This is a genomic window from Paramagnetospirillum sp., from assembly GCF_058402745.1.
Window position 1 is genome coordinate 209,674 of sequence record NZ_JBZVFI010000015.1, and the last position, 18,058, is coordinate 227,731.

At 64.0% G+C, this 18,058-nt stretch carries 19 protein-coding genes, 1 tRNA gene and 1 pseudogene; 8 read left to right on the forward strand and 13 right to left on the reverse strand.

The features are described from left to right. Positions 1 to 33: 33 nt before the first annotated feature. Complete coding sequence (gene fliD / locus ACV4UZ_RS12955; RefSeq protein WP_491601232.1) at positions 34 to 1,305, forward strand: flagellar filament capping protein FliD; 1,272 nt, start codon at positions 34 to 36, stop codon at positions 1,303 to 1,305. 63 nt (positions 1,306 to 1,368) lie between these two features. On the opposite strand, the gene ACV4UZ_RS12960 is transcribed toward fliD, so the two are convergent. After that, positions 1,369 to 1,632, reverse strand: a complete 264-nt coding sequence (locus tag ACV4UZ_RS12960; protein WP_491601233.1) for a hypothetical protein — start codon at positions 1,630 to 1,632, stop codon at positions 1,369 to 1,371. A gap of 199 nt (positions 1,633 to 1,831) precedes the next feature. Between ACV4UZ_RS12960 and thiE the strand changes: the two genes are divergently transcribed. From thiE to ACV4UZ_RS12975, 3 genes are all read left to right on the forward strand, one after another. Continuing rightward, positions 1,832 to 2,470 carry a thiamine phosphate synthase gene (gene thiE / locus ACV4UZ_RS12965; RefSeq protein ID WP_491601335.1) on the forward strand — a complete coding sequence of 213 codons (639 nt, stop codon included), beginning with the start codon at positions 1,832 to 1,834 and terminating at the stop codon, positions 2,468 to 2,470. A 1-nt stretch (position 2,471) separates the two neighbouring features. After that, the gene (locus ACV4UZ_RS12970) at positions 2,472 to 3,053 is read left to right on the forward strand and encodes an LOG family protein (protein ID WP_491601234.1); all 582 of its coding nucleotides are present in this window, start codon (positions 2,472 to 2,474) and stop codon (positions 3,051 to 3,053) included. Positions 3,054 to 3,154: 101 nt separating this feature from the next. Next, positions 3,155 to 3,229, forward strand: a tRNA-Val gene (locus ACV4UZ_RS12975). Here the strand turns inward: ACV4UZ_RS12975 and ACV4UZ_RS12980 are convergent. Next, a complete protein-coding gene (locus tag ACV4UZ_RS12980) occupies positions 3,208 to 3,678 on the reverse strand; it encodes a transposase family protein (protein ID WP_491601235.1) in 471 nt (156 codons plus the stop codon). The genes ACV4UZ_RS12975 and ACV4UZ_RS12980 overlap by 22 nt on opposite strands. Positions 3,679 to 4,410: 732 nt before the next feature. Between ACV4UZ_RS12980 and ACV4UZ_RS12985 the strand changes: the two genes are divergently transcribed. Then, positions 4,411 to 5,368, forward strand: a protein-coding gene (locus ACV4UZ_RS12985) for an IS630 family transposase (protein WP_491599710.1) whose coding sequence is annotated in 2 segments (ribosomal slippage) — positions 4,411 to 4,742 and positions 4,741 to 5,368 — 960 coding nt in all. Because the reading frame shifts where the segments join, the coding sequence is not laid out codon by codon here. A 12-nt stretch (positions 5,369 to 5,380) separates the two neighbouring features. Here the strand turns inward: ACV4UZ_RS12985 and ACV4UZ_RS12990 are convergent. From ACV4UZ_RS12990 to ACV4UZ_RS13020, 7 genes and pseudogenes are all read right to left on the reverse strand, one after another. Further along, positions 5,381 to 6,135, reverse strand: a pseudogene (locus ACV4UZ_RS12990) (IS5 family transposase); the annotation flags it as partial. Positions 6,136 to 6,405: 270 nt separating this feature from the next. Continuing rightward, positions 6,406 to 6,618: a hypothetical protein gene (locus ACV4UZ_RS12995; RefSeq protein ID WP_491601236.1), complete on the reverse strand. Its 213-nt coding sequence runs from the start codon at positions 6,616 to 6,618 to the stop codon at positions 6,406 to 6,408. 54 nt (positions 6,619 to 6,672) lie between these two features. Continuing rightward, on the reverse strand, positions 6,673 to 6,897 hold the full coding sequence (locus tag ACV4UZ_RS13000; protein ID WP_491601237.1) for a hypothetical protein: 225 nt from the start codon (positions 6,895 to 6,897) through the stop codon (positions 6,673 to 6,675). A gap of 27 nt (positions 6,898 to 6,924) precedes the next feature. Next, complete coding sequence (locus tag ACV4UZ_RS13005; RefSeq protein ID WP_491601238.1) at positions 6,925 to 7,329, reverse strand: antitoxin Xre/MbcA/ParS toxin-binding domain-containing protein; 405 nt, start codon at positions 7,327 to 7,329, stop codon at positions 6,925 to 6,927. 21 nt (positions 7,330 to 7,350) lie between these two features. Beyond that, a complete protein-coding gene (locus tag ACV4UZ_RS13010; protein WP_491601239.1) occupies positions 7,351 to 7,536 on the reverse strand; it encodes a hypothetical protein in 186 nt (61 codons plus the stop codon). A gap of 60 nt (positions 7,537 to 7,596) precedes the next feature. Next, positions 7,597 to 7,722: a hypothetical protein gene (locus ACV4UZ_RS13015; RefSeq protein ID WP_491601240.1), complete on the reverse strand. Its 126-nt coding sequence runs from the start codon at positions 7,720 to 7,722 to the stop codon at positions 7,597 to 7,599. 41 nt (positions 7,723 to 7,763) lie between these two features. Continuing rightward, positions 7,764 to 8,633: a slipin family protein gene (locus tag ACV4UZ_RS13020; RefSeq protein ID WP_491601241.1), complete on the reverse strand. Its 870-nt coding sequence runs from the start codon at positions 8,631 to 8,633 to the stop codon at positions 7,764 to 7,766. A 147-nt stretch (positions 8,634 to 8,780) separates the two neighbouring features. On the opposite strand from ACV4UZ_RS13020, the gene ACV4UZ_RS13025 reads away from it, so the two are divergent. Together ACV4UZ_RS13025 and ACV4UZ_RS13030 are read left to right on the forward strand one after the other, a co-directional pair. Next, entirely contained in the window at positions 8,781 to 9,467 is a 687-nt protein-coding gene (locus ACV4UZ_RS13025; protein WP_491601242.1) for a Crp/Fnr family transcriptional regulator, read from the forward strand. Then, on the forward strand, positions 9,464 to 10,195 hold the full coding sequence (locus ACV4UZ_RS13030; protein WP_491601243.1) for a S1 family peptidase: 732 nt from the start codon (positions 9,464 to 9,466) through the stop codon (positions 10,193 to 10,195). The genes ACV4UZ_RS13025 and ACV4UZ_RS13030 overlap by 4 nt, the downstream gene beginning before the upstream one ends. A 9-nt stretch (positions 10,196 to 10,204) precedes the next feature. Here ACV4UZ_RS13030 and fumC read toward each other — a convergent pair whose 3' ends face one another. Further along, positions 10,205 to 11,587, reverse strand: a complete 1,383-nt coding sequence (gene fumC, locus ACV4UZ_RS13035; RefSeq protein WP_491601244.1) for a class II fumarate hydratase — start codon at positions 11,585 to 11,587, stop codon at positions 10,205 to 10,207. A gap of 39 nt (positions 11,588 to 11,626) precedes the next feature. Here fumC and acnA point away from each other — a divergent pair, with 39 nt between their 5' ends. Beyond that, positions 11,627 to 14,338, forward strand: coding sequence for an aconitate hydratase AcnA (gene acnA / locus ACV4UZ_RS13040; protein ID WP_491601245.1), 2,712 nt, complete (start codon positions 11,627 to 11,629; stop codon positions 14,336 to 14,338). A 6-nt stretch (positions 14,339 to 14,344) separates the two neighbouring features. On the opposite strand, the gene ACV4UZ_RS13045 is transcribed toward acnA, so the two are convergent. The 3 genes from ACV4UZ_RS13045 to ACV4UZ_RS13055 all read right to left on the reverse strand — a co-directional run bounded on the left by ACV4UZ_RS13045 (position 14,345) and on the right by ACV4UZ_RS13055 (position 18,021). Further along, entirely contained in the window at positions 14,345 to 14,689 is a 345-nt protein-coding gene (locus tag ACV4UZ_RS13045; RefSeq protein WP_491601246.1) for a hypothetical protein, read from the reverse strand. After that, entirely contained in the window at positions 14,686 to 14,877 is a 192-nt protein-coding gene (locus ACV4UZ_RS13050) for a hypothetical protein (protein WP_491601247.1), read from the reverse strand. Before ACV4UZ_RS13050 ends, ACV4UZ_RS13045 begins: the two co-directional genes overlap by 4 nt. Positions 14,878 to 15,342: 465 nt before the next feature. Next, entirely contained in the window at positions 15,343 to 18,021 is a 2,679-nt protein-coding gene (locus ACV4UZ_RS13055; protein WP_491601248.1) for a cation-translocating P-type ATPase, read from the reverse strand. Positions 18,022 to 18,058: the final 37 nt, after the last annotated feature.

An 18,058-nucleotide genomic window follows, 5' to 3' on the forward strand; every position in this document is an offset into this window, starting at 1 on the left:
GTGGGCGCCGCCCGCGCCCCGGAGCACAAGGCCATGAGCACCAACGCCGTTTCCGCCCTGCCGACCGCCCTTGCCGGCCTGTTGAAGCAGTACGCCAACCCGACCCAGAAGGCGGACGGCAGCGCGACCTCCGCCAATCCGGCGGCCAGCCCCCTCAGCCTGGGCCGCGACGAGGCCTATTCCCTGTCGCTGGGTTCGGCCCAGAGCGGCCAGGCCATGCTGGGCTATACCCGCCTCGCCACCCTGGGCGCCCAGGTGGACGGCGAATTGCAGTCGGTGGCCGCCCATGCCGCCGAAGGGGGAAGCGCCGGTTCCGTCCAGGTGGAGGTGAGCCAACTGGCCCAGTCCCAGACCCTGGTATCCTCGCTGTTCGGCGATCCCGATTCGGTGTCGCTGGGCACCGGCACCCTCCAGGTGCTGCTGGGCGAGCTGGACAGCGAGACCGGGGCCTTCAACGCCACGGGCGAGCCGGTGGAGATCGCCATTGCCGGAGGCTCCCTCAACGACATCGCCCAATCCATCAACGACGCCGCCATCGGCCTTTCCGCCCGGGTGGTGGAATCGGGCGGCGGCTTCGAGCTGGAGATCAGCGGCAAGGACACCGGCGCGACCAGGGCCTTCGCCCTGTCGGGCCTGAGCGAGCTGGAGTTCGATCCGTCGCGGCCCGACACCTCGCCGCTCACCATGACCGCCGAGGCCATGGACGCCATCTACACCATCGACGGCACCGATTTCAGCTGGCCGGCCAATACCGACGTCCCGGTGGCCTTCGGCACCACGGCCACCTTCTCCGAAACCGGATCGCAGAGCGTGCCGAAATCCTCGCTGACCGACACCGTCCAGAAGATGATGAAATCCTTCAACGGGCTGCAGCAGGCCATCGTCGAGATGACCGGCGACAAGGGCGAACTGGCGGCCAACGCCAATCTCGCCGCCGGCATGTTCAAGCGCATCGGCGACGCCGCCATGGCCGGCTATTCCACCGGCGGCGACGTCTCGACCCTGGCCGATATCGGCATCTCGGTGGAAAAGGACGGCACGCTGTCCATCGACCAGTCCGTGCTGGCCCAGGCGCTGGGCAAGGACCCGGCGGCGGTGCAGTCGCTGGTGGCCCAGGCCGCCAAGGGCATGGACGACGCCATCCGGCCCTATCTGGGCACCAGGGGCGCCATTTCCTCGCAGGTGACGGTACTGGGCTCGCTGCTGGGCCGGGGCTCCAGCCTGCTCGACTATCTGGGCGGCGGCTCGACGGCCAGCGGCGGCCTGGCCGGCAATGCCGGCAGCCTGCTCTCCGCGCTGGGCTGAACCACAAACACCGACGGCCCCCTTCCTCGCGCCGGGAAGGGGGCCGTCGTCATTTGAAGACGACTACTTGGCGGTCGCCGGAGTGGCGGGAGTGGCGGGAGTGGCGGGAGTCGCCGGCGTCGCGGGAGTGGCGGCGGTGGCGGCCTTGTTGCCGTGGTCCTTGGCGTCCTTCTTGGCGTGGGCGGCGTCGCTCTTGCCCTTTTCCACCTTGGCGGCGGCGGCGGCGGGCGGCGTGGTGGTGGTCGACGTGCTGCCCTGGGCCAGGGCCGCCACGGGGAACAGCGAGGCGGCGACGAGGGCGGTGGCGAGGAAACGGGTGGCACGCATGGGAGGCTTCCTTTTCTCTATCTCGTTTCCGACGGCCGTCATGGCGCGTTCGGTAGGAATAAGGTCGCTCCCGCCCATGGCGGAATAAGGGACGAATTGTGATTCTTTCGGGGCAGATCAGGGCAGTTGCGCCATAATCGGCGCGGTGCCATGGTGCATCCAGACCATCCGCAACCCAGCCGCTCAAGCGAGGCCCGCCATTTCCGCCGATTCCTGCCGTCTCTACCTGATCACCCCGCCCGTCATCGAAAAGCCCTTCGAATGGGTCAGGACCCTGGAGGCCGCCCTGGATGCCGGCGACGTCGCCTGCCTGCAGATCCGCCTGAAGGGCCTGGACGACGATGCCATCGCCCGCGTGGTGGACGTGCTGCGCCCCCCCGCCCAGCGGCGCGGCGTGGCGGTGCTGTTGAACGACCGTCCCGACCTGGCCTTCGAAACGGGGTGCGATGGCGTCCATGTGGGCCAGAGCGACGCCTCGTACAAGGCGGCCCGCCAGGCGGTGGGCCCCGAGGGCATCGTCGGCGTCACCTGCCACGATTCCCGCCATCTGGCCATGGAGGCCGGCGAAGCCGGGGCCGATTACGTGGCGTTCGGCGCCTTCTTCCCCACCGAAACCAAGGACGCCCCCACCCGCGCCGGTATCGAGATCCTGGAATGGTGGCACGGCCTGTTCACCGTGCCCTGCGTCGCCATCGGCGGCATCACGGTGGAGAACTGCCGCCCCCTGGTGGCGGCGGGCGCCGATTTCCTGGCGGTGTCGGGGGGCGTGTGGAACCACGCGGAAGGCCCCGAGGCGGCGGTGCGCGCCTTCGCCAAGATTCTGGCCGAAGGAGGCTGACATGAAGCGGGTCTGCGTCTTCTGCGGTTCCAATTCCGGCGCCAACCCGGCCTATGCCGAGGCGGCGGCCCGGCTGGGCCGCCTGCTGGCCGGGCGCGGCCTGACCCTGGTCTATGGCGGCGGCAACGTGGGCCTGATGGGCATCCTGGCCGATGCCGCCCTGGAGGCGGGCGGAAAGGTGATCGGCGTCATCCCCGAATCCATGCTGAAATGGGAGGTGGGCCACCCCGAGCTGACGGAACTCAGGGTGGTGGCCAGCATGCACGAGCGCAAGGCCACCATGGCCGAGCTGTCCGACGCCTTCATCGCCCTGCCCGGCGGCATCGGCACGCTGGAGGAGCTGTTCGAGATCTGGACCTGGGGCCAGTTGGGCCTGCACGCCAAGCCGCTGGGCTTCCTGGACGTGGCGGGCTATTTCGATCGCCTGCACGCCTTTCTCGACCACATGGCCGACGAAGGCTTCGTCAAGCCCCGCCACCGCCGGATGACCGCGGTTCACCACGACCCCGACACCCTGCTCGCCCTGCTGGAAAGCTACCAGCCACCCGAGACCATTCGCGTCATCGACCGCGAAACGGCGTGAATGCCCGCTTGACAGGTCCGGCAGGGCGCCATATAAAGCGGCCCTCCCCGACGGTCCGCTCCGTCCGGGGATTTCGGAGGGAAACCTCCGGCCGAAGAGATGGGCGATTAGCTCAGCGGGAGAGCACACCCTTCACACGGGTGGGGTCGTAGGTTCAATCCCTACATCGCCCACCATCTCTTCTCCATCGTGCCCACAGGACCAGCCGCGAGGGTTGACCGCAGCAAGGCGACGGCCTTACGAAGGTGACGAGGGGCTTGATGGCGGCAGCCAAGGCGCGATCCTTCCAGGCTTGCCAAGCTCGTTTGGCGGCTTCGGGGTCGGTGTGGCGCCATAGTAGCTCCTTAAGCTCGTCCTTCAGCACGTAGGCCGTCATCAGGGGTTCATTGGCTGCCAGCAATTCATCAAGCCGCACCCAGTCCTCGTCCTTGGCGATCTCGCGGAAGCCGGCCAGATCGACCGGCCCCAGGGTCTGCGCCAGATATTTCTTGTCGATGGCCGTGACGGTCGTCCAAGCCAAGCCGAAGAACACCGCCCCCCGCTTCACCGGCAGGACCTGGCACAGCTTCGCCACGCTCTCGGCCAGCCGCGCGGTCAACCGGGAATACCGGCCCAGCCAGGCCAACCGCTCCAGCCTGGGGCCGCAGCGCGGACAGGCAAGCCGACGGCGCGGCACCAACAGCCATGTCTCGGCATCCAGGATGGGGCAGGTCGCGCACCGTGCGCATGGTGCTCTCGTGGACCTGCGCGACCGCTTCGCCGCAGCCCTCGCAGATCATCGGCAGGCCCGGCAGGCTCGCCAGCGTGACCCAAACCGCGGGCTTGTTGCCCGCGACGCGCTCGGTCTTTTCCAACCGGTAGCCTTCCCAGCCACCGAGCCATGCCGTAGCATCCCCCTCGGACAACGGTACCCCCTGGCAGTCTGTTTGGTTTGGCGACTACCAGTTTGTCAGAAGGGGCCGTTGTCCGCCCCTATGCGGCACTTATCCCGGAATTCGGCGAAGAACCAAAAATGGTGACGCCCGCGGCGATGAGATCGGCCCAGCTTGCGCTTCCAGTGGGCCATCCTGGAAACACTAAGCCTCCCCAAGGGCTTGCGCCCTGGGGAGGCCTATGTCAGTCGCAAGGACTGTCTCGATGGTAGCGGGAGAGGGACTTGAACCCCCGACCCCAGGATTATGATTCGCTGAGAGGATGAGGACATTCAACGGGTTGTGACGCGTGTGCGGCATCTGTGCGGCTTCGGCCCGAAATCCCATCGACGATGGTCAGAGCTTAGAGCATCGGACCTGAAATCTGAATCGCAGGGGATTCCCTTGTAGGCGAAAAAGTGATTCAACCTCATTGGAGGTGGATCATGGGCAAATGGCTATCATCAGATCTTCGGGTCCGTGTTTACGGTAAGATCGAACACGGCGAATCGCGGCGAGCGGCGGCTCGGCATTTTGGAGTGAGCGCCGCGACCAGCGTCCGTCTTGCACAACGGATGGCGGCGACGGGTTCGTTGGAGCCCTTGCGGCAAGGCCGTCCGCCGGGCGGTGGTAAGCTGGCGGCCTTTGCCGCTCTTCTGACCGGCTGGGTGGAGGCGCAAGGCGACATCACGATGCCGGAACTGGCGGCCAAGCTGAAGGCCGAATGCGGCGTCACGGCCCACCCGGCGTCACTCTCGCGGTTTCTGATCGGGCAAGGCTTCAGCGTCAAAAAAAACGCTGCTGGCCACCGAAGCCGGTCGCGATGATGTGGTGGCGGAGCGCCGGACCTGGCTGAGCCACCGCCAGCCCCGGATGTGCCAGGAGCCTCACCGGCTGGCGTTCATCGACGAGACCGCCACCACCACCAAGATGACCCGGTTGCGGGGACGGGCACCGCGAGGGCAACGGTTCAAGGCCCGCGCGCCATTCGGCCACTGGGGAACCCAAACCTTCATCGCCGCCTTGCGCTGTGACGGTCTGACGGCACCCTGGATCATAAACGGCCCCATGAACCGACAAACCTTCGAGGTCTACGTCGAGACCCAACTGGCCCCGACGCTCCAGCCGGGCGACGTCGTCATCCTCGACAACCTCTCCAGCCATAAAAGCGAGAAGGCCAAGGCCATCCTCAAGGAGAGAGGCGCCTGGTTCCTGTTCCTACCCCCATACAGCCCAGACCTAAACCCAATCGAGATGGCCTTTGCCAAACTCAAGGCTCATCTCCGACGGATCGGCGCGCGCACCATCGACGACCTCTGGAAGGCCGTCGGCAATATCTGCGATCTCTACACCCCAGACGAATGCTGGAACTACCTCAGGGAAGCCGGGTATGTTTCAGATTAAACGCACGCCGCTCTAGGCCCTGTTGACAAAGGCCGGTAGCCAGAGCTTGGCAGCGGCAAGATGCAGGAAGCCGAGGAAGGATTTGGCGGTTTTGTCGTAGCGAGTGGCGATGCGGCGGAACTGCTTGAGGCGGTTGAACATGCGTTCGATGCGGTTACGGTCTTTGTATCGCAGGAAATCGCATGCAATTGGCTGAGAACGATTGGCCCTTGGCGGGATCACCGGCAGGATGCCGTGGAAAAGCAGGTTCTCGCGCACTGCATCGCCGTCATAGCCCTTGTCGGCCAGCAGCATGCGCGGGGTGGCGGGCGGCAATGCCATCAGGTCTTCGACCGCCTGATAATCCGAGACTTCGCCGCCGGTCAGCTTGAAGCCAAGAGGGCGTCCCTGACCGTCCGCGCGGGCGTGGATTTTGCTCGTAAAGCCGCCGCGGCTTCGACCAAAACCTTCCTTATGAGTCCCCCTTTTGCGCCAGCGGCTTGGCTGTGCCCTCGGACAATGGTGCTGTCGATCATGTGCTGCCAATCGTCGGTCAGGCCGAGATCGACCAGAGTTTCCAACAGGGCGTCCCACACGCCTTGCTCGGCCCAGCGGCGGAACCGGACATAGACCGAATTCCATTTGCCGTAACGCTCGTGCATGTCGCGCCACGGGCACCAGACCCGCAGCACGTAAAGCATGCCGTTGATGAAGCGCCGATTGTCATGGGAAGGGCGGCAACCGCGCCCCCGTTCGGCGGGCAACAACTCCCCGATGAGCCCCCATTCCCCGTCCATCAGATCGCCACGCATGCCACGGTCTCCGCAAAGACCAGTGTTGAATCACGTCCGGGCGAGCTTGAGAATCCCCTTTGTCAACAGAGCTTAGGTGAAGACTTGAAGACAGCGCTACAATGAAAACTGACATCATACTCCTCTTGGGGAACCGGACACCGGCAGAAGAATCGCCGAGACTCTCCGTCCGGCTGGGTCATTTTTCAGTCCGGGGACACTCTTGCCAATGAACTGGGAATCTGCCGGCTATTGGGAACCGATGCCTTAGCCGTCGGTGGAGCGCGTCACAATCTGGGGAGTTTGGTTTCCCCGCCCGTGGATAGACATCACCGCGACGTTCTTTTGAGTATCCCAGATATCGAGGTTATAGCTGACATTCTCTTGCTTGAGCGAGGCTGCCAGGAGGCGCACGAGCTCCCTTGCGCTCTCTTCATTTTCCGCCCCACTACGGCCACTTAGGGTAATTTCGTATTGCATGGCATTTCCACTTCTTGACGGATACCTCAGAACTTTTATGTTTCCTCTCCCGCTTCAGCCGAAATATTTGCGGCCAAGTCCACGGGAGCGCGTTACGTCGTGCGAGGCTCCCGCCATGAAGCCTTCAGTCCAGCGCGCTCGGATAGCCGGTCCGTCGAAAGGATTCTCCCGGTCGGCGACGACGTTCAGTTCGGTTTCGTCATCCGCCCGATAGGCCCTTCCCGCACTCCATCCGGCGGCATAAGCGCGGCTGAGTTGAAATGGGGTGATTTCCTCCACAGCGATATCTCCATCGGGTGATGGCATTCACTGGCGGCCACGGGCCACCCGATAGGCCTTCAACCTACCCGTGCCATAATGGGCCTTCAGATAATCGTGAACGGCAATCAGGTCGACTATATCGCCAGAGGCCATGCGCTCCAGCGACGTCTGGTTGCCGAACTGGGTGACAGGCCGGCGCAGCCAAGCACCGCCCTCGAGCGGAGCCCCCAGTAGAAGCCTATAGATCGAACCGATATGACGAAGGCGGCTCACCACATCCAGCGGCATGCTGGAGAGATCACCCGCCCGCCATTCAGCAAGCTGGGTTCCAAAGGGGAAGCCAAGAATCCCCCGTACTTCCGACGCGCTCAGTTTCCAACTGTCCAGAATGCGGAACACGCCGACCACTCCCTTTTTCAGTTCTTCCCCTGTCTCAATGCCGTGTCCCACGATATCGATCCTTCGTGATCTCTACAGCCCGTTGATCAGGGCGATGGCCTGGGGCGGCGGGTGTTGATAGCGCCTTCTCGCCAGGGCCATGTCCTCTGGATGGTCGAAGTCGATGGCGACGGATGTCTGGTCGAAGCGGCTTCCGCGAGCGAAATGCCAATCTCCCGAGAGGCCCGAGCCATTGAGGAATATGGCCAGACAGTTCATTCCGGAGATTCCCCCGTTCACGGGGAAGATCATTGTGTTGGCGGACATTATGATTGCTCCTTATCCCACATAGGGTCGGACGGCGACCCAGATCGCGATGAGAAGGAAGAGGGCGATCGGAACGATCACCGGGGGAACCATCCAGTCCTTCAGATTGAACGGTGCGTGCGGCTGTAGGTCGGTCATTTTTGTCTCCTGTGAGCTCCGCGGCGCGAAAGGCGCGCGGATCAGGCGTGGAACTGCATCGGCCGCGCCTTCTCCTCGGCCTTGAGGGACATGGCGAGAGGCAGGGTCGTCGCAGGATTCATACTGTCCACCATGGAACTGGGGATCAGAATGGTCGTGCCGCGCTCCTTGGTGGTCTCGTAGATGATGTTCATGGCGCGCAGTTGCAGGGCGGCGGGATGATCGGCGTAGATCTTGGCGGCCTCGACGAACTTGCCGGCGATCTCCGCTTCGGCCGCGCCCAGAATGATGCGGGCCTGTTTCTCCCGTTCGGCCTGGGCCTGACGGGACATGGCATCTTGCAGCGCCTCGGGAATGGCGACGTCGCGAATCTCCACCGAGGTGACGGTGACGCCCCATTCGGCGGTCTTCTGTCCAATTTCCTCGCACAAGTGCTGGTCGGCGGCCTTGCGGTCGGACAGCAATGTCGACAGCATGGATGACCCGATCATCTCGCGCAGCGAGGTTTGCGCCACCCGATCGATGGCCTGCTGAAAGTTGGTGATCGCCAAAGCGGCCTTCTCGGCGTCATGGACGTGCCAGAAGATGATGGCATCGACGTTGACCGGAACCGTGTCCTTGGTCAGGGCCTGTTCGGCATTGAAGGCGGTGGTCTGGATGCGTTCGTCGATGATGGCCACCACGCTGTCCAGGATTGGAATGATCATGAACAGGCCGGCGCCCTTCACACCCTGCAACCTTCCGGCGCGCAGCACCACGAATTTCTCCCAGGTGTTGGCCATCTTCAGGGATTGCGAGATGATCGCGGCCGTGATCCACAGGGCGATGGCGGGGTTGAGACTGCCTAGGGCGGCGAAGGCCGCTCCGGCCGCTGCGGTGGTCGCCGCGACAAAAAAGGTGATAGGGTTCATGGAACTGCTCCTGCCGCAGAAACGGCGGCGATACCTTTAAGTAGAATTGTGCACCCTGGCCGGATCGCCTGTCTGTACGCCGGCGCACCCATGCGAGGTCCTGCCGTCATGACCGCCCCTCCTTTGGATCTTGCTCGGAATCGGCTATTGGCGACCTTGCCGGAAGCGGAACTGGCGCGCTGGCGCCCCCATCTGGAACCGGTAGAAATGCCCTTGGGAACGGTGCTGTACGAGCCCGGCGGCCAAATGTCCCATGTCCATTTTCCCCTGACGTCCATCGTCTCGCTGCTATACGTGACGGCGGACGGCTCCTCGGCGGAGATCGCCGTCGTCGGGTCCGAAGGCATTGTCGGCATTTCGCTGTTCATGGGCGGCAAGACCACCCCCAGTTGGGCGGTGGTCCAGAGCGCCGGCCTTGGCTTGCGTCTCAGGGCCGAGTTGATGATGCGCGAGTTCGAGCGAGCGGGGACCGTCCAACATCTGCTGCTGCGCTACACCCAGGCGCTGATCACCCAGATGGCCCAGACCGCCGTGTGCAATCGTCACCATTCCCTGGATCAGCAATTGTGCCGCTGGCTGCTCCTCAGCCTGGACCGCCTGCAATCCAACGAGTTGGTCATGACCCAGGAATTGATCGCCAACATGCTGGGCGTCCGCCGCGAAGGCGTCACCGAGGCCGCCGGCAGGCTGCAGCAGGCCGGGCTGATCAGCTACCGCCGGGGTCACATCACGGTTCTCGACCGCCCCGGACTCGAACGGCGCTGCTGCGAGTGCTATGGAGTGGTCAGGGATGAATATGACCGGCTGCTTCCCGGCGTCGGAGACCGAGCATGATCGAGCCCATTCTCCTCACCGCCGCCCAGATCATCACCTTCGACGGGCAATACCGCCTGACCAACGCCAGCGGCTTCTTTTTCGAGCGGGCCGGCCGGCTGTTCCTGGTGACCAGCCGACATGTGCTTTATGACGAGGCCAACCGCCACGCTCCCGACCGGATCGAGATCGAGCTCCACATCGATCCCGACAACCTTGCCGAATCGACCGGTTTTTCCATTCCGCTCTATCGGGATGGTCGCGGAGTTTGGCGTCAAAGGGGCGATTGGGCAGGGACTATCGACGTCGCCGTAATCGAACTGAACCGCGAAGCCCTTCCGCCCGGCATGGTTTTCAAAGCGTTTACCCCCGACCACCTTCTCGACCGCTTCGATCAGGTGGAGGTCGGCGAAGCATTACTGGTGGTGGGTTTCCCCTTGGGCTTTCACGACGTGCTGCACCATATGCCGGTGGTGCGCCAAGCAATCATCGCCTCGTCATTCGGGCTGCGCTTTCAGGGCATGGGGTATTTCCTGACCGATGCCAGGACCCATCGCGGCACCAGCGGGGCACCGGTGGTCATGCGCATTCCCCATCCCAATCCCCGACAGGCCGAATTGCCCTGGATGCTGCTGGGCGTGCATTCCGCCCGGCTCGACGTGGGAACGCGCGACATGGTCCTCGACGAAGCCCTGGGCCTGAACTGCGTCTGGTACGCGGACATCCTGATGACCCTGACCGAGGACTGACGGACGGCCTCAGACCGTCATGACGCGTTCCATCACTGTGTCGAACTGCTCCGCCGTCACGTAACCGCTCGCCAGGGCAGTCTGCCGCAGGGTCGATCCCTCGGCATGGGCACGCTTGGCGATCTCGGCGGCCCGGTCATAACCGATCTGGGGCGCCAGCGCCGTCACCAGCATCAGCGATTGCTCCAGCAATTGCCTGATGCGGTCCCGATTGGCGGTAATGCCGCGCACGCAATGGCGTTCGAAGCCGGCCATGCCGTCGGCCATCAGGCGGACACTCTGAAGAACATTATGGGCGATCAGCGGCTTGAAGACGTTCAGCTCGAAGTTGCCCAAAGCACCGCCCAGGGTGATGGCCACATCGTTGCCCATCACCTGGCAGCAGGCCATGGTCAGGGCCTCGCACTGGGTGGGGTTGACCTTGCCCGGCATGATCGAGCTGCCGGGCTCGTTTTCCGGCAGGCTGATCTCGCCCAACCCGCAGCGCGGCCCCGAGGACAGCCAGCGGATGTCGTTGGCGATCTTCATCAGCGCCGTCGCCAGGGTCTTGACGGCGCCGTGCATCGCCACCAAGCCGTCATGGGCGGCCAGGGCGGCGAATTTATTGGCGGCGGAGACGAAGGGCAGGCCAAGGTCGGCGGCCAATTCCGCCGCGACGCGGGCGCCGAATTCGGGATGGGTGTTGAGCCCGGTCCCCACGGCGGTGCCGCCTATGGCCAGCGGATAGAGCGACGGCAGGGTGGCGAGCAGGACGGCCTCGGCATGGTCCAACTGGGCCGCGTAGCCGGAAAACTCCTGCCCCAGGGTCAGGGGAGTGGCATCCTGAAGGTGGGTGCGGCCGATCTTGACGATGGCGGCGAATTCGTCCGCCAGCCCGGCCAGCATGGCACGAAGCGCGGCGAGCGAGGGCAGAAGCCCGCCGGCCACGGCGCAGGCTGCTGCAATGTGCATGGCGGTGGGAAAGACGTCGTTTGACGACTGCCCCAGATTGACGTCGTCGTTGGGGTGGACGCAGCGGTTCAGACCGCGTTCACCCCCCAGGATTTCCGATGCGCGATTGGCCAGCACCTCGTTCATGTTCATGTTGGTCTGGGTCCCCGAGCCGGTCTGCCAGACCGACAGGGGGAATTCCCGCCCATGCCGGCCGCTCAGGACTTCCTGCACCGCGGCGATGACGGCGTCCGCCTTGCGGGCGGGCAGCAGGCCGAGATCGGCGTTGACCTTGGCGCAGGCGCCCTTGACCCGCGCCAGCGCCGATATCAGCTCGGGCGGCATGCGCTCGACGGATATGGCGAAATATTCCAACGAACGCTGGGTCTGGGCACCCCATATGTGAGACTCGGGCACCTGGATGACGCCGAAGGAATCCTTTTCCGGCCGAGTGGCGCTCATGCGCTGCTCCTCTCCAGTGTGACCTCGACGGAGACCATCATGCTCCCAGATCCATTCTGCGCGTTACGCGAACTTTCGCCCGGCCAAGAAACGTCATCCCGCTATTACGCCCTGGCCGCCCTGGATGCCGTGACCGATGGTCCGGTGAAGCGCCTGCCCGTGTCCATCCGGATCATTTTGGAATCCCTGCTGCGCAACTGCGACGGCAACAGAATCAGCGAAGAGCATGTCCGCCAATTGGCCAATTGGCGCCCCAATGCGCCGCGCACGCAGGAAATCCCCTTCGTTGTCGCCCGCATCGTGCTGCAGGACTTCACCGGCGTGCCGCTGCTGTGCGATCTGGCGGCCATGCGCGGCGTGGCCCAGGCCTTCGGCAAGAACCCGAAGATGATCGAGCCGCTTGTTCCGGTCGATCTGGTGGTCGACCATTCCGTCCAGGTGGACCATTACGGCGAGGCGGATTCACTGGGCCTCAACATGCGCCGGGAGTTCCAGCGCAATGCCGAGCGCTATCGCTTCATCAAATGGGGGATGCAGGCCTTCGACACCTTCCGGGTGGTGCCGCCGGGCATCGGCATCGTCCATCAGGTCAATCTGGAATTCCTGGCGCGCGGTGTACTCGAACGGAACGGCATCACCTATCCCGACACATTGGTCGGCACCGATTCCCACACGACCATGATCAACGCCCTGGGCGTGGTCGGCTGGGGCGTCGGCGGCATCGAGGCGGAAGCCGGAATGCTGGGCCAGCCCCTGGTGTTCCTCACCCCCGACGTGGTCGGTGTGCATCTGCGCGGACTCCTGCCCGAAGGCGCCACCGCCACCGATCTGGTGCTGTTCCTTACCGAACGTCTGCGCCGCGCCAAGGTGGTGGGCAAGTTCGTCGAGTTCTTCGGCGAAGGGACCCGCTCTCTGGCGGTTCCCGACCGCGCCACCATCGCCAACATGGCGCCGGAATACGGCGCCACCATGGGCTTCTTCCCGGTGGACGGGGAAACCGTCAAATATATGGCCGCCACCGGCCGTACCGAAGCGGAGATCGAGGCGTTCCGCGCCTACTTCACCGCGCAGGGGCTGTTCGGGATGCCCATGGCCGGCGACATCGACTACAGCGAGATCATCGATTTCGACCTGGGCTCGGTACAACCCTCCATCGCCGGCCCCAAGCGACCGCAGGATCGCCTGAACCTGCCGGATATGGGGCGGGTCTTTGCCAGACTGTTCTCGGCCCCCGCGCAAGAGGACGGCTACGGCCGACCGGCCGAGACATTGGAGCGGCGCCATTTGGTCGAGAGCACCGCCGCCGCCGATATCGGCCATGGCGATGTGCTGATCGCCGCCATCACCTCATGCACCAACACCTCCAATCCCGGCGTCATGCTGGCGGCAGGCCTGCTGGCCCGCAAGGCGGTGGCGCGGGGGCTGAGGGTGGGGCCGCGGGTCAAGACCTCGCTGGCCCCGGGGTCGCGGGTGGTCACCGAATACCTGGACAAGGCCGGACTGCTGGGGGACCTGGAGACATTGGGCTTCCGGGTCGTCGCGTATGGCTGCACCACCTGTATCGGCAATTCAGGGCCACTGATGCCGGAACTGGAGCGAGCCATCGTCGCGGACGACCTGGTCTGTGCCGCCGTGCTGTCCGGCAACCGCAATTTCGAGGCCCGCATCCATCTCGCCTTGAAGGCCAATTTCCTGATGAGCCCGCCGCTGGTGGTGGCCTTTGCCCTGGCCGGCCGTGTCACCATCGACCTGACCCGCGAGCCACTGGGAACGGACAAAGACGGCCGGCAGGTGATGTTGAGCGATATCTGGCCCAGCAGCGCCGAAGTGGCCGATGCCTTGTTGGAGGCCACCGATCCGGAGATCTATCGCCGCCTGTACCGCGATTTCGTCCACGGCAATCCGCTGTGGAACGACATCCCCACCGATGCCGGTGAGGTCTATGCATGGACCCCGTCCACCTTTATCGCCGAGCCGCCGTTCTTTCGCCAATTCTCCCTGCATCCCGACGGCGTGGGCGACATCGTCGGTGCCCGCGCCCTGGCGGTCTTCGGCGACTCGGTCACCACCGACCATATCAGCCCGGCCGGCTCCATCGCCATTTCCTCTCCCGCCGGGCAGTACCTGATGGCCCAAGGCGTCACGGCGGCCGATTTCAACAGCTACGGCGCACGCCGCGGAAACCACGAAGTGATGATGCGCGGAACCTTCGCCAATGTGCGCATCCGCAACCTGATGCTGCCCGTCAACGCCGATGGATCGCGCATCGAAGGCGGGATGACCCGCCATCAACCCGACGACACGGTGCTGTCCATATTCGATGTGGCAATGCGTTATCAGGAGGCGGGGATCCCCACCATAGTCTTCGCCGGCACCGAATACGGCACCGGCTCCAGCCGCGACTGGGCGGCCAAGGGACCAAAGCTGCTTGGCGTGCGGGCGGTGGTGGCGCAAAGCTTCGAACGCATCCACCGCTCCAACTTAGTCGGTATGGGGGTGCTGCCGCTGCAATTTCGGGACGGCGAATCCGCAGAATCTTTGGGCATTGTCGGGGACGAGGAATTCCACATCCGGGGCCTGACCGGAACGCTGCAGCCCAGGCAGAATCTGATTCTGGAGGTGATCGGACGCTCGGGTCCCGGCCGCCGCGTCACAGTGCAACTGCGCATCGATACCGCCGTCGAGTTGGACTATCTCCGCCACGGCGGCATCCTGCCCTATGTCCTGCGGGAATTGCTTACGGTCGAGTAAGCGGCTTCAATTCATGTCCGACGACGCCGGATGCGGAAGGAAATATGCCGAATCCGCCAAGGTGACGGCCGAGATGATTCGGGACTCGCCCTGAGCATCGAGGCCTCTGAGGCGGACATGGAGCAGGCCATCGACGGTCTTCCATATCCGCATGACCTCCCAAATCGTGCCGAACTGGTCGTGGGCCTTGCGAAAACGGTCGCCGACCCGCACCGGTGATGCCGACCATCCAAGTTGAAGGAATTTCAGCAATCCCCGACTTGCGCTCATCGCCCGTCCGGACTGTTCGGCTTCGGAGCCCATTGGCTCCAGGAAGCTGCCGACCATCGGCCGATACGACCGGCCGGTCATTGGAGCCGCATTTGCGCATCGCCGATGAGCGTCATCAGCGTCGCCAATTCGACGCGGTCACGCACCATCAGGCGAAGGACGATGGGATCGGCCAGAACGTCCGCCAGCAGGGGCTCGTGCCCTCCGAAACTCGGCGGGCCGGCCGGCGGCGCCCGTAACGGCGCGAACTTGAACCGCTGATACGACATGGTGATGCCTCCTCGTGGTGGCCACGCGTGCAGACATCCCTTCTGGATACCGGCGGCGATCGGGGAATGGCCTCAAAGCCAGAAAAAATGACAAGCGCAACAATATAGCACGACTTACTCTGCGAAGCCACTTTATTACAAGTTGTAAAAACAATCTTGGCGCCAGGAGTCAAATACTCACTAAAACATTTTCACATTCGACAATCACAACATATGGCTATCACTCAAATTTTCGCCATTTTCTACAAATTTTTCATATATTATTTTTTATCTACACCGACACAGCGGGAAGTCATATCCCCGAAGCGGGCGATTGACCGCTTTCACAGAATTAAGGCAGACCACCGCCACACAAAAAACACGGTGCAAATAATAATAATTATTGTGCCGCTTTTAAATAAAGTCAAAAATATTAAGCCGCCAAACGCAGATATATCCGCAATTGCAAGAGTATTTGCTAAGATATTAATTTCTTGGATGTTGCACACTTATTTCACGGACGAACGGCCTGTGCCGAACAAATAGCTTTCTTGCCTCTTCGACCAACAGCAGCAGCACGGCGAACGCCCCGGCCCGCAACCAGTCGGATGCCCCCAGCGGCATGGTGGCGAACAAGGTGTTTCCCAGCGGGGAATAGACCAGGGCGGCGATCAGAGCCCCCTCGAAGGCCAAGCCGGCGGGAATAAGGCGGTTGGTCCGGGGACTCAGCCAGAACGCGGAACGGTCATGGCTGCGGCAGGCGAACAGATTTGCCATTTGCATGATGACCACGGTGGCCAGGCAGGCCGTGGTGGCATGCAGGTACAGCACCGAATCCGTTGGAAGCTCCTTGCCCCAAAACCAGCCCCCGGCATGGAGGACCGCGAAGAATGCCGCCATGGCGCCCGCCGCCTGCAAGGGGCCGAGAAAGCCGTAGGCTCGAGCCAACAAGGCGGTATCGATCAAGCGTTCGCTGCGGGCGCGAGGGGGCCGGTTCATGACGTCGGCCCGGGGCTGCTCTACCGCCAGGGCCAGGGCCGGCACCATGTCGGTGCCAAGGTCGATGGCCAGGATCTGCGCCACCGTCAGGCCCAGCGGCACGTTGAACACCGCGAACAGCAGGTAGGGCACCATCTCGGGGATGTTGGAGGTCAGGATGTAGGTCAAGAACTTGCGGATGTTGTCGAAGACGGCGCGTCCCTCCTCGATGGCGGCGACGATGCTTGCGAAATTGTCGTCCAGCAGCACCATGTCGGCGGCCTGCCGCGCCACGTCGGTCCCCGAAGCCCCCATGGCGATGCCGATATCGGCCTGCTTGAGGGCTGGGGCGTCATTGACGCCGTCGCCTGTGACGGCCACCACCTCGCCCTTGGCCTGCAACGCTTCGACGATGCGCCATTTCTGGTCGGCCCGGGTGCGGGCGAAGATGATCTCCGGGGCGTCCAGCGCTATCTGGAGTTGGGTCTTGGACATGCGTTGCAGGTGATCACCGACGATGATGCGTGGGCGATGCCGGGTGGCCAGTCCCACCTGCCGGGCCACCGCCTCAGCGGTGCGGGGGTGGTCGCCGGTGACCATCACCACCTTGATTCCGGCCCCGCGGCAGCGGGCCACCGCGTCGGGAACCTCGGGGCGCGGCGGATCTTGCAATCCGATCAGCCCCAACAGCACCAGCCCGCTCTCCCATTCCTCCTTCGGGGTTCCCGGAGCCATGTCGCGCCGCGCCAGGGCCAGCACCCGCATGCCCGCCTCGGCCATTTCGATCTCGGCCCGGGCGAGGGCGGCGCGGTCGGCCTCGGCAATCATCCGGACGGCATCGGAACCGGCGATCCGGTCGCAAAGCGGCAAAAGCGATTCCAACGCCCCCTTCACATGCAGTACCGGACCGTCGGTTCCGGGATACAGCAGCGACATGCGGCGGCGGGAGGAATCGAAGGATATCCCGTCGAGGGGTTCGCCGACGGGCATGCCGCCGGCCAGAGTCACCAGGGCAATTTCGGTGGGATCGCCCACCAATTTCTGGTCGACCACGTCAAGGGTTTGGCACAGGCCGGCCGTTTCCAGGGCCAGCCTGCCGGCCAATCCGCCCTGAGCGACGGAGCCGGCCTCCATTATACTGCCTGCGATGAAGACCTGTCTGGCCTGCATGCGGTTTTCGGTCAAGGTGCCGGTTTTGTCGGTGCATATGACGGTGGTCGAGCCCAGGGTCTCCACCCCGGTCAGCTTGCGGACGAGCACATTCTTGCGGGCAAGCCGCCGGCTTGCCATGGCCAGGGCCAGGGTGACGGTCGGCAACAGGCCTTCGGGCACGTTGGCGACCATCAGCCCAATCGCAAAGATGGAGGCGTGCCAAATCTCCATGCCTCCGGCCATACCGATGGTAAAGAATGCCACGCCGCTGCCGGCCGCCAGCACGGTGATGATTCGTGACAGCCGGATGACTTCCTTTTGCAGCGGCGAGGCCTGCCGGCCGGCGGTCTGGGTCAGGTGGGCTATGGCCCCCAGCATGGTGCGCATGCCCGTGGCGAAGACCACTGCCTCGGCCTCGCCGGAAGCGATATCCGCCCCGGCGGGCAGAATATTGCGGGCCTCGGCCTGTTCGGCCGAAGGAGCCGGCTCGGAATCTCGAACCACCGGCACGGATTCCCCGGTGATGGAGGCGAGGTCGACCTGAACGCCCATAGAGCGGACCACACGGCAGTCGGCGGGCACGGCGCAGCCTTCCTCCAGCACCACCACGTCGCCCGGCACCAGTTCGGTGGCCGCGACCTCCACCAGTTCACCGCCGCGCCGGGCCTTGACCCTGAGCGGCAGCAGTAAAATCAGGGCTTCCAGGGCCCGCTCGCTGCGATATTCCTGCCAGAAGGAAAAGCCGCCGTTGATGACAATCACCAGCACGATGGCCACGGCCAGGGTTCCCATGCCTTGGCCGGGCTGCTGGGTCTCGGCGAACAGGGCCATGCCCGCGGCAAGCCACAGCACCACCGCGAACAGATGGGTGAACTGGCGGGCAAAGCGCAACGGCAGGGGTTCCGAGGCGACCCGCTCCACTTGGTTGGCGCCGTACTCCACCAGACGCCGGGCGGCCTCGGCTGCGGAAAGACCTTCCGGCGAGGTGCCGAGGGCCTCGTAGACCAATTTGGCCGGCAGATCCTGGATGCGCATGGCTTATCCTTTCCTCTAACGGCCATCCAGCGACACC

Bases quoted from the DNA above. Each gene is read 5' to 3' on its own strand.
- ACV4UZ_RS13045 (WP_491601246.1), bottom strand. From the start codon at position 14,689: ATGACCGGCCGGTCGTATCGGCCGATGGTCGGCAGCTTCCTGGAGCCA.
- fumC (WP_491601244.1), bottom strand. From the start codon at position 11,587: ATGAGCGCCACTCGGCCGGAAAAGGATTCCTTCGGCGTCATCCAGGTG.
- ACV4UZ_RS12970 (WP_491601234.1), top strand. From the start codon at position 2,472: ATGAAGCGGGTCTGCGTCTTCTGCGGTTCCAATTCCGGCGCCAACCCG.
- ACV4UZ_RS13020 (WP_491601241.1), bottom strand. From the start codon at position 8,633: ATGAACCCTATCACCTTTTTTGTCGCGGCGACCACCGCAGCGGCCGGA.
- acnA (WP_491601245.1), top strand. From the start codon at position 11,627: ATGCTCCCAGATCCATTCTGCGCGTTACGCGAACTTTCGCCCGGCCAA.
- ACV4UZ_RS13030 (WP_491601243.1), top strand. From the start codon at position 9,464: ATGATCGAGCCCATTCTCCTCACCGCCGCCCAGATCATCACCTTCGAC.
- ACV4UZ_RS12995 (WP_491601236.1), bottom strand. From the start codon at position 6,618: ATGCAATACGAAATTACCCTAAGTGGCCGTAGTGGGGCGGAAAATGAA.
- fliD (WP_491601232.1), top strand. From the start codon at position 34: ATGAGCACCAACGCCGTTTCCGCCCTGCCGACCGCCCTTGCCGGCCTG.
- ACV4UZ_RS13055 (WP_491601248.1), bottom strand. From the start codon at position 18,021: ATGCGCATCCAGGATCTGCCGGCCAAATTGGTCTACGAGGCCCTCGGC.
- ACV4UZ_RS12960 (WP_491601233.1), bottom strand. From the start codon at position 1,632: ATGCGTGCCACCCGTTTCCTCGCCACCGCCCTCGTCGCCGCCTCGCTG.
- ACV4UZ_RS13050 (WP_491601247.1), bottom strand. From the start codon at position 14,877: ATGTCGTATCAGCGGTTCAAGTTCGCGCCGTTACGGGCGCCGCCGGCC.
- ACV4UZ_RS13015 (WP_491601240.1), bottom strand. From the start codon at position 7,722: ATGACCGACCTACAGCCGCACGCACCGTTCAATCTGAAGGACTGGATG.
- ACV4UZ_RS13010 (WP_491601239.1), bottom strand. From the start codon at position 7,536: ATGAACTGTCTGGCCATATTCCTCAATGGCTCGGGCCTCTCGGGAGAT.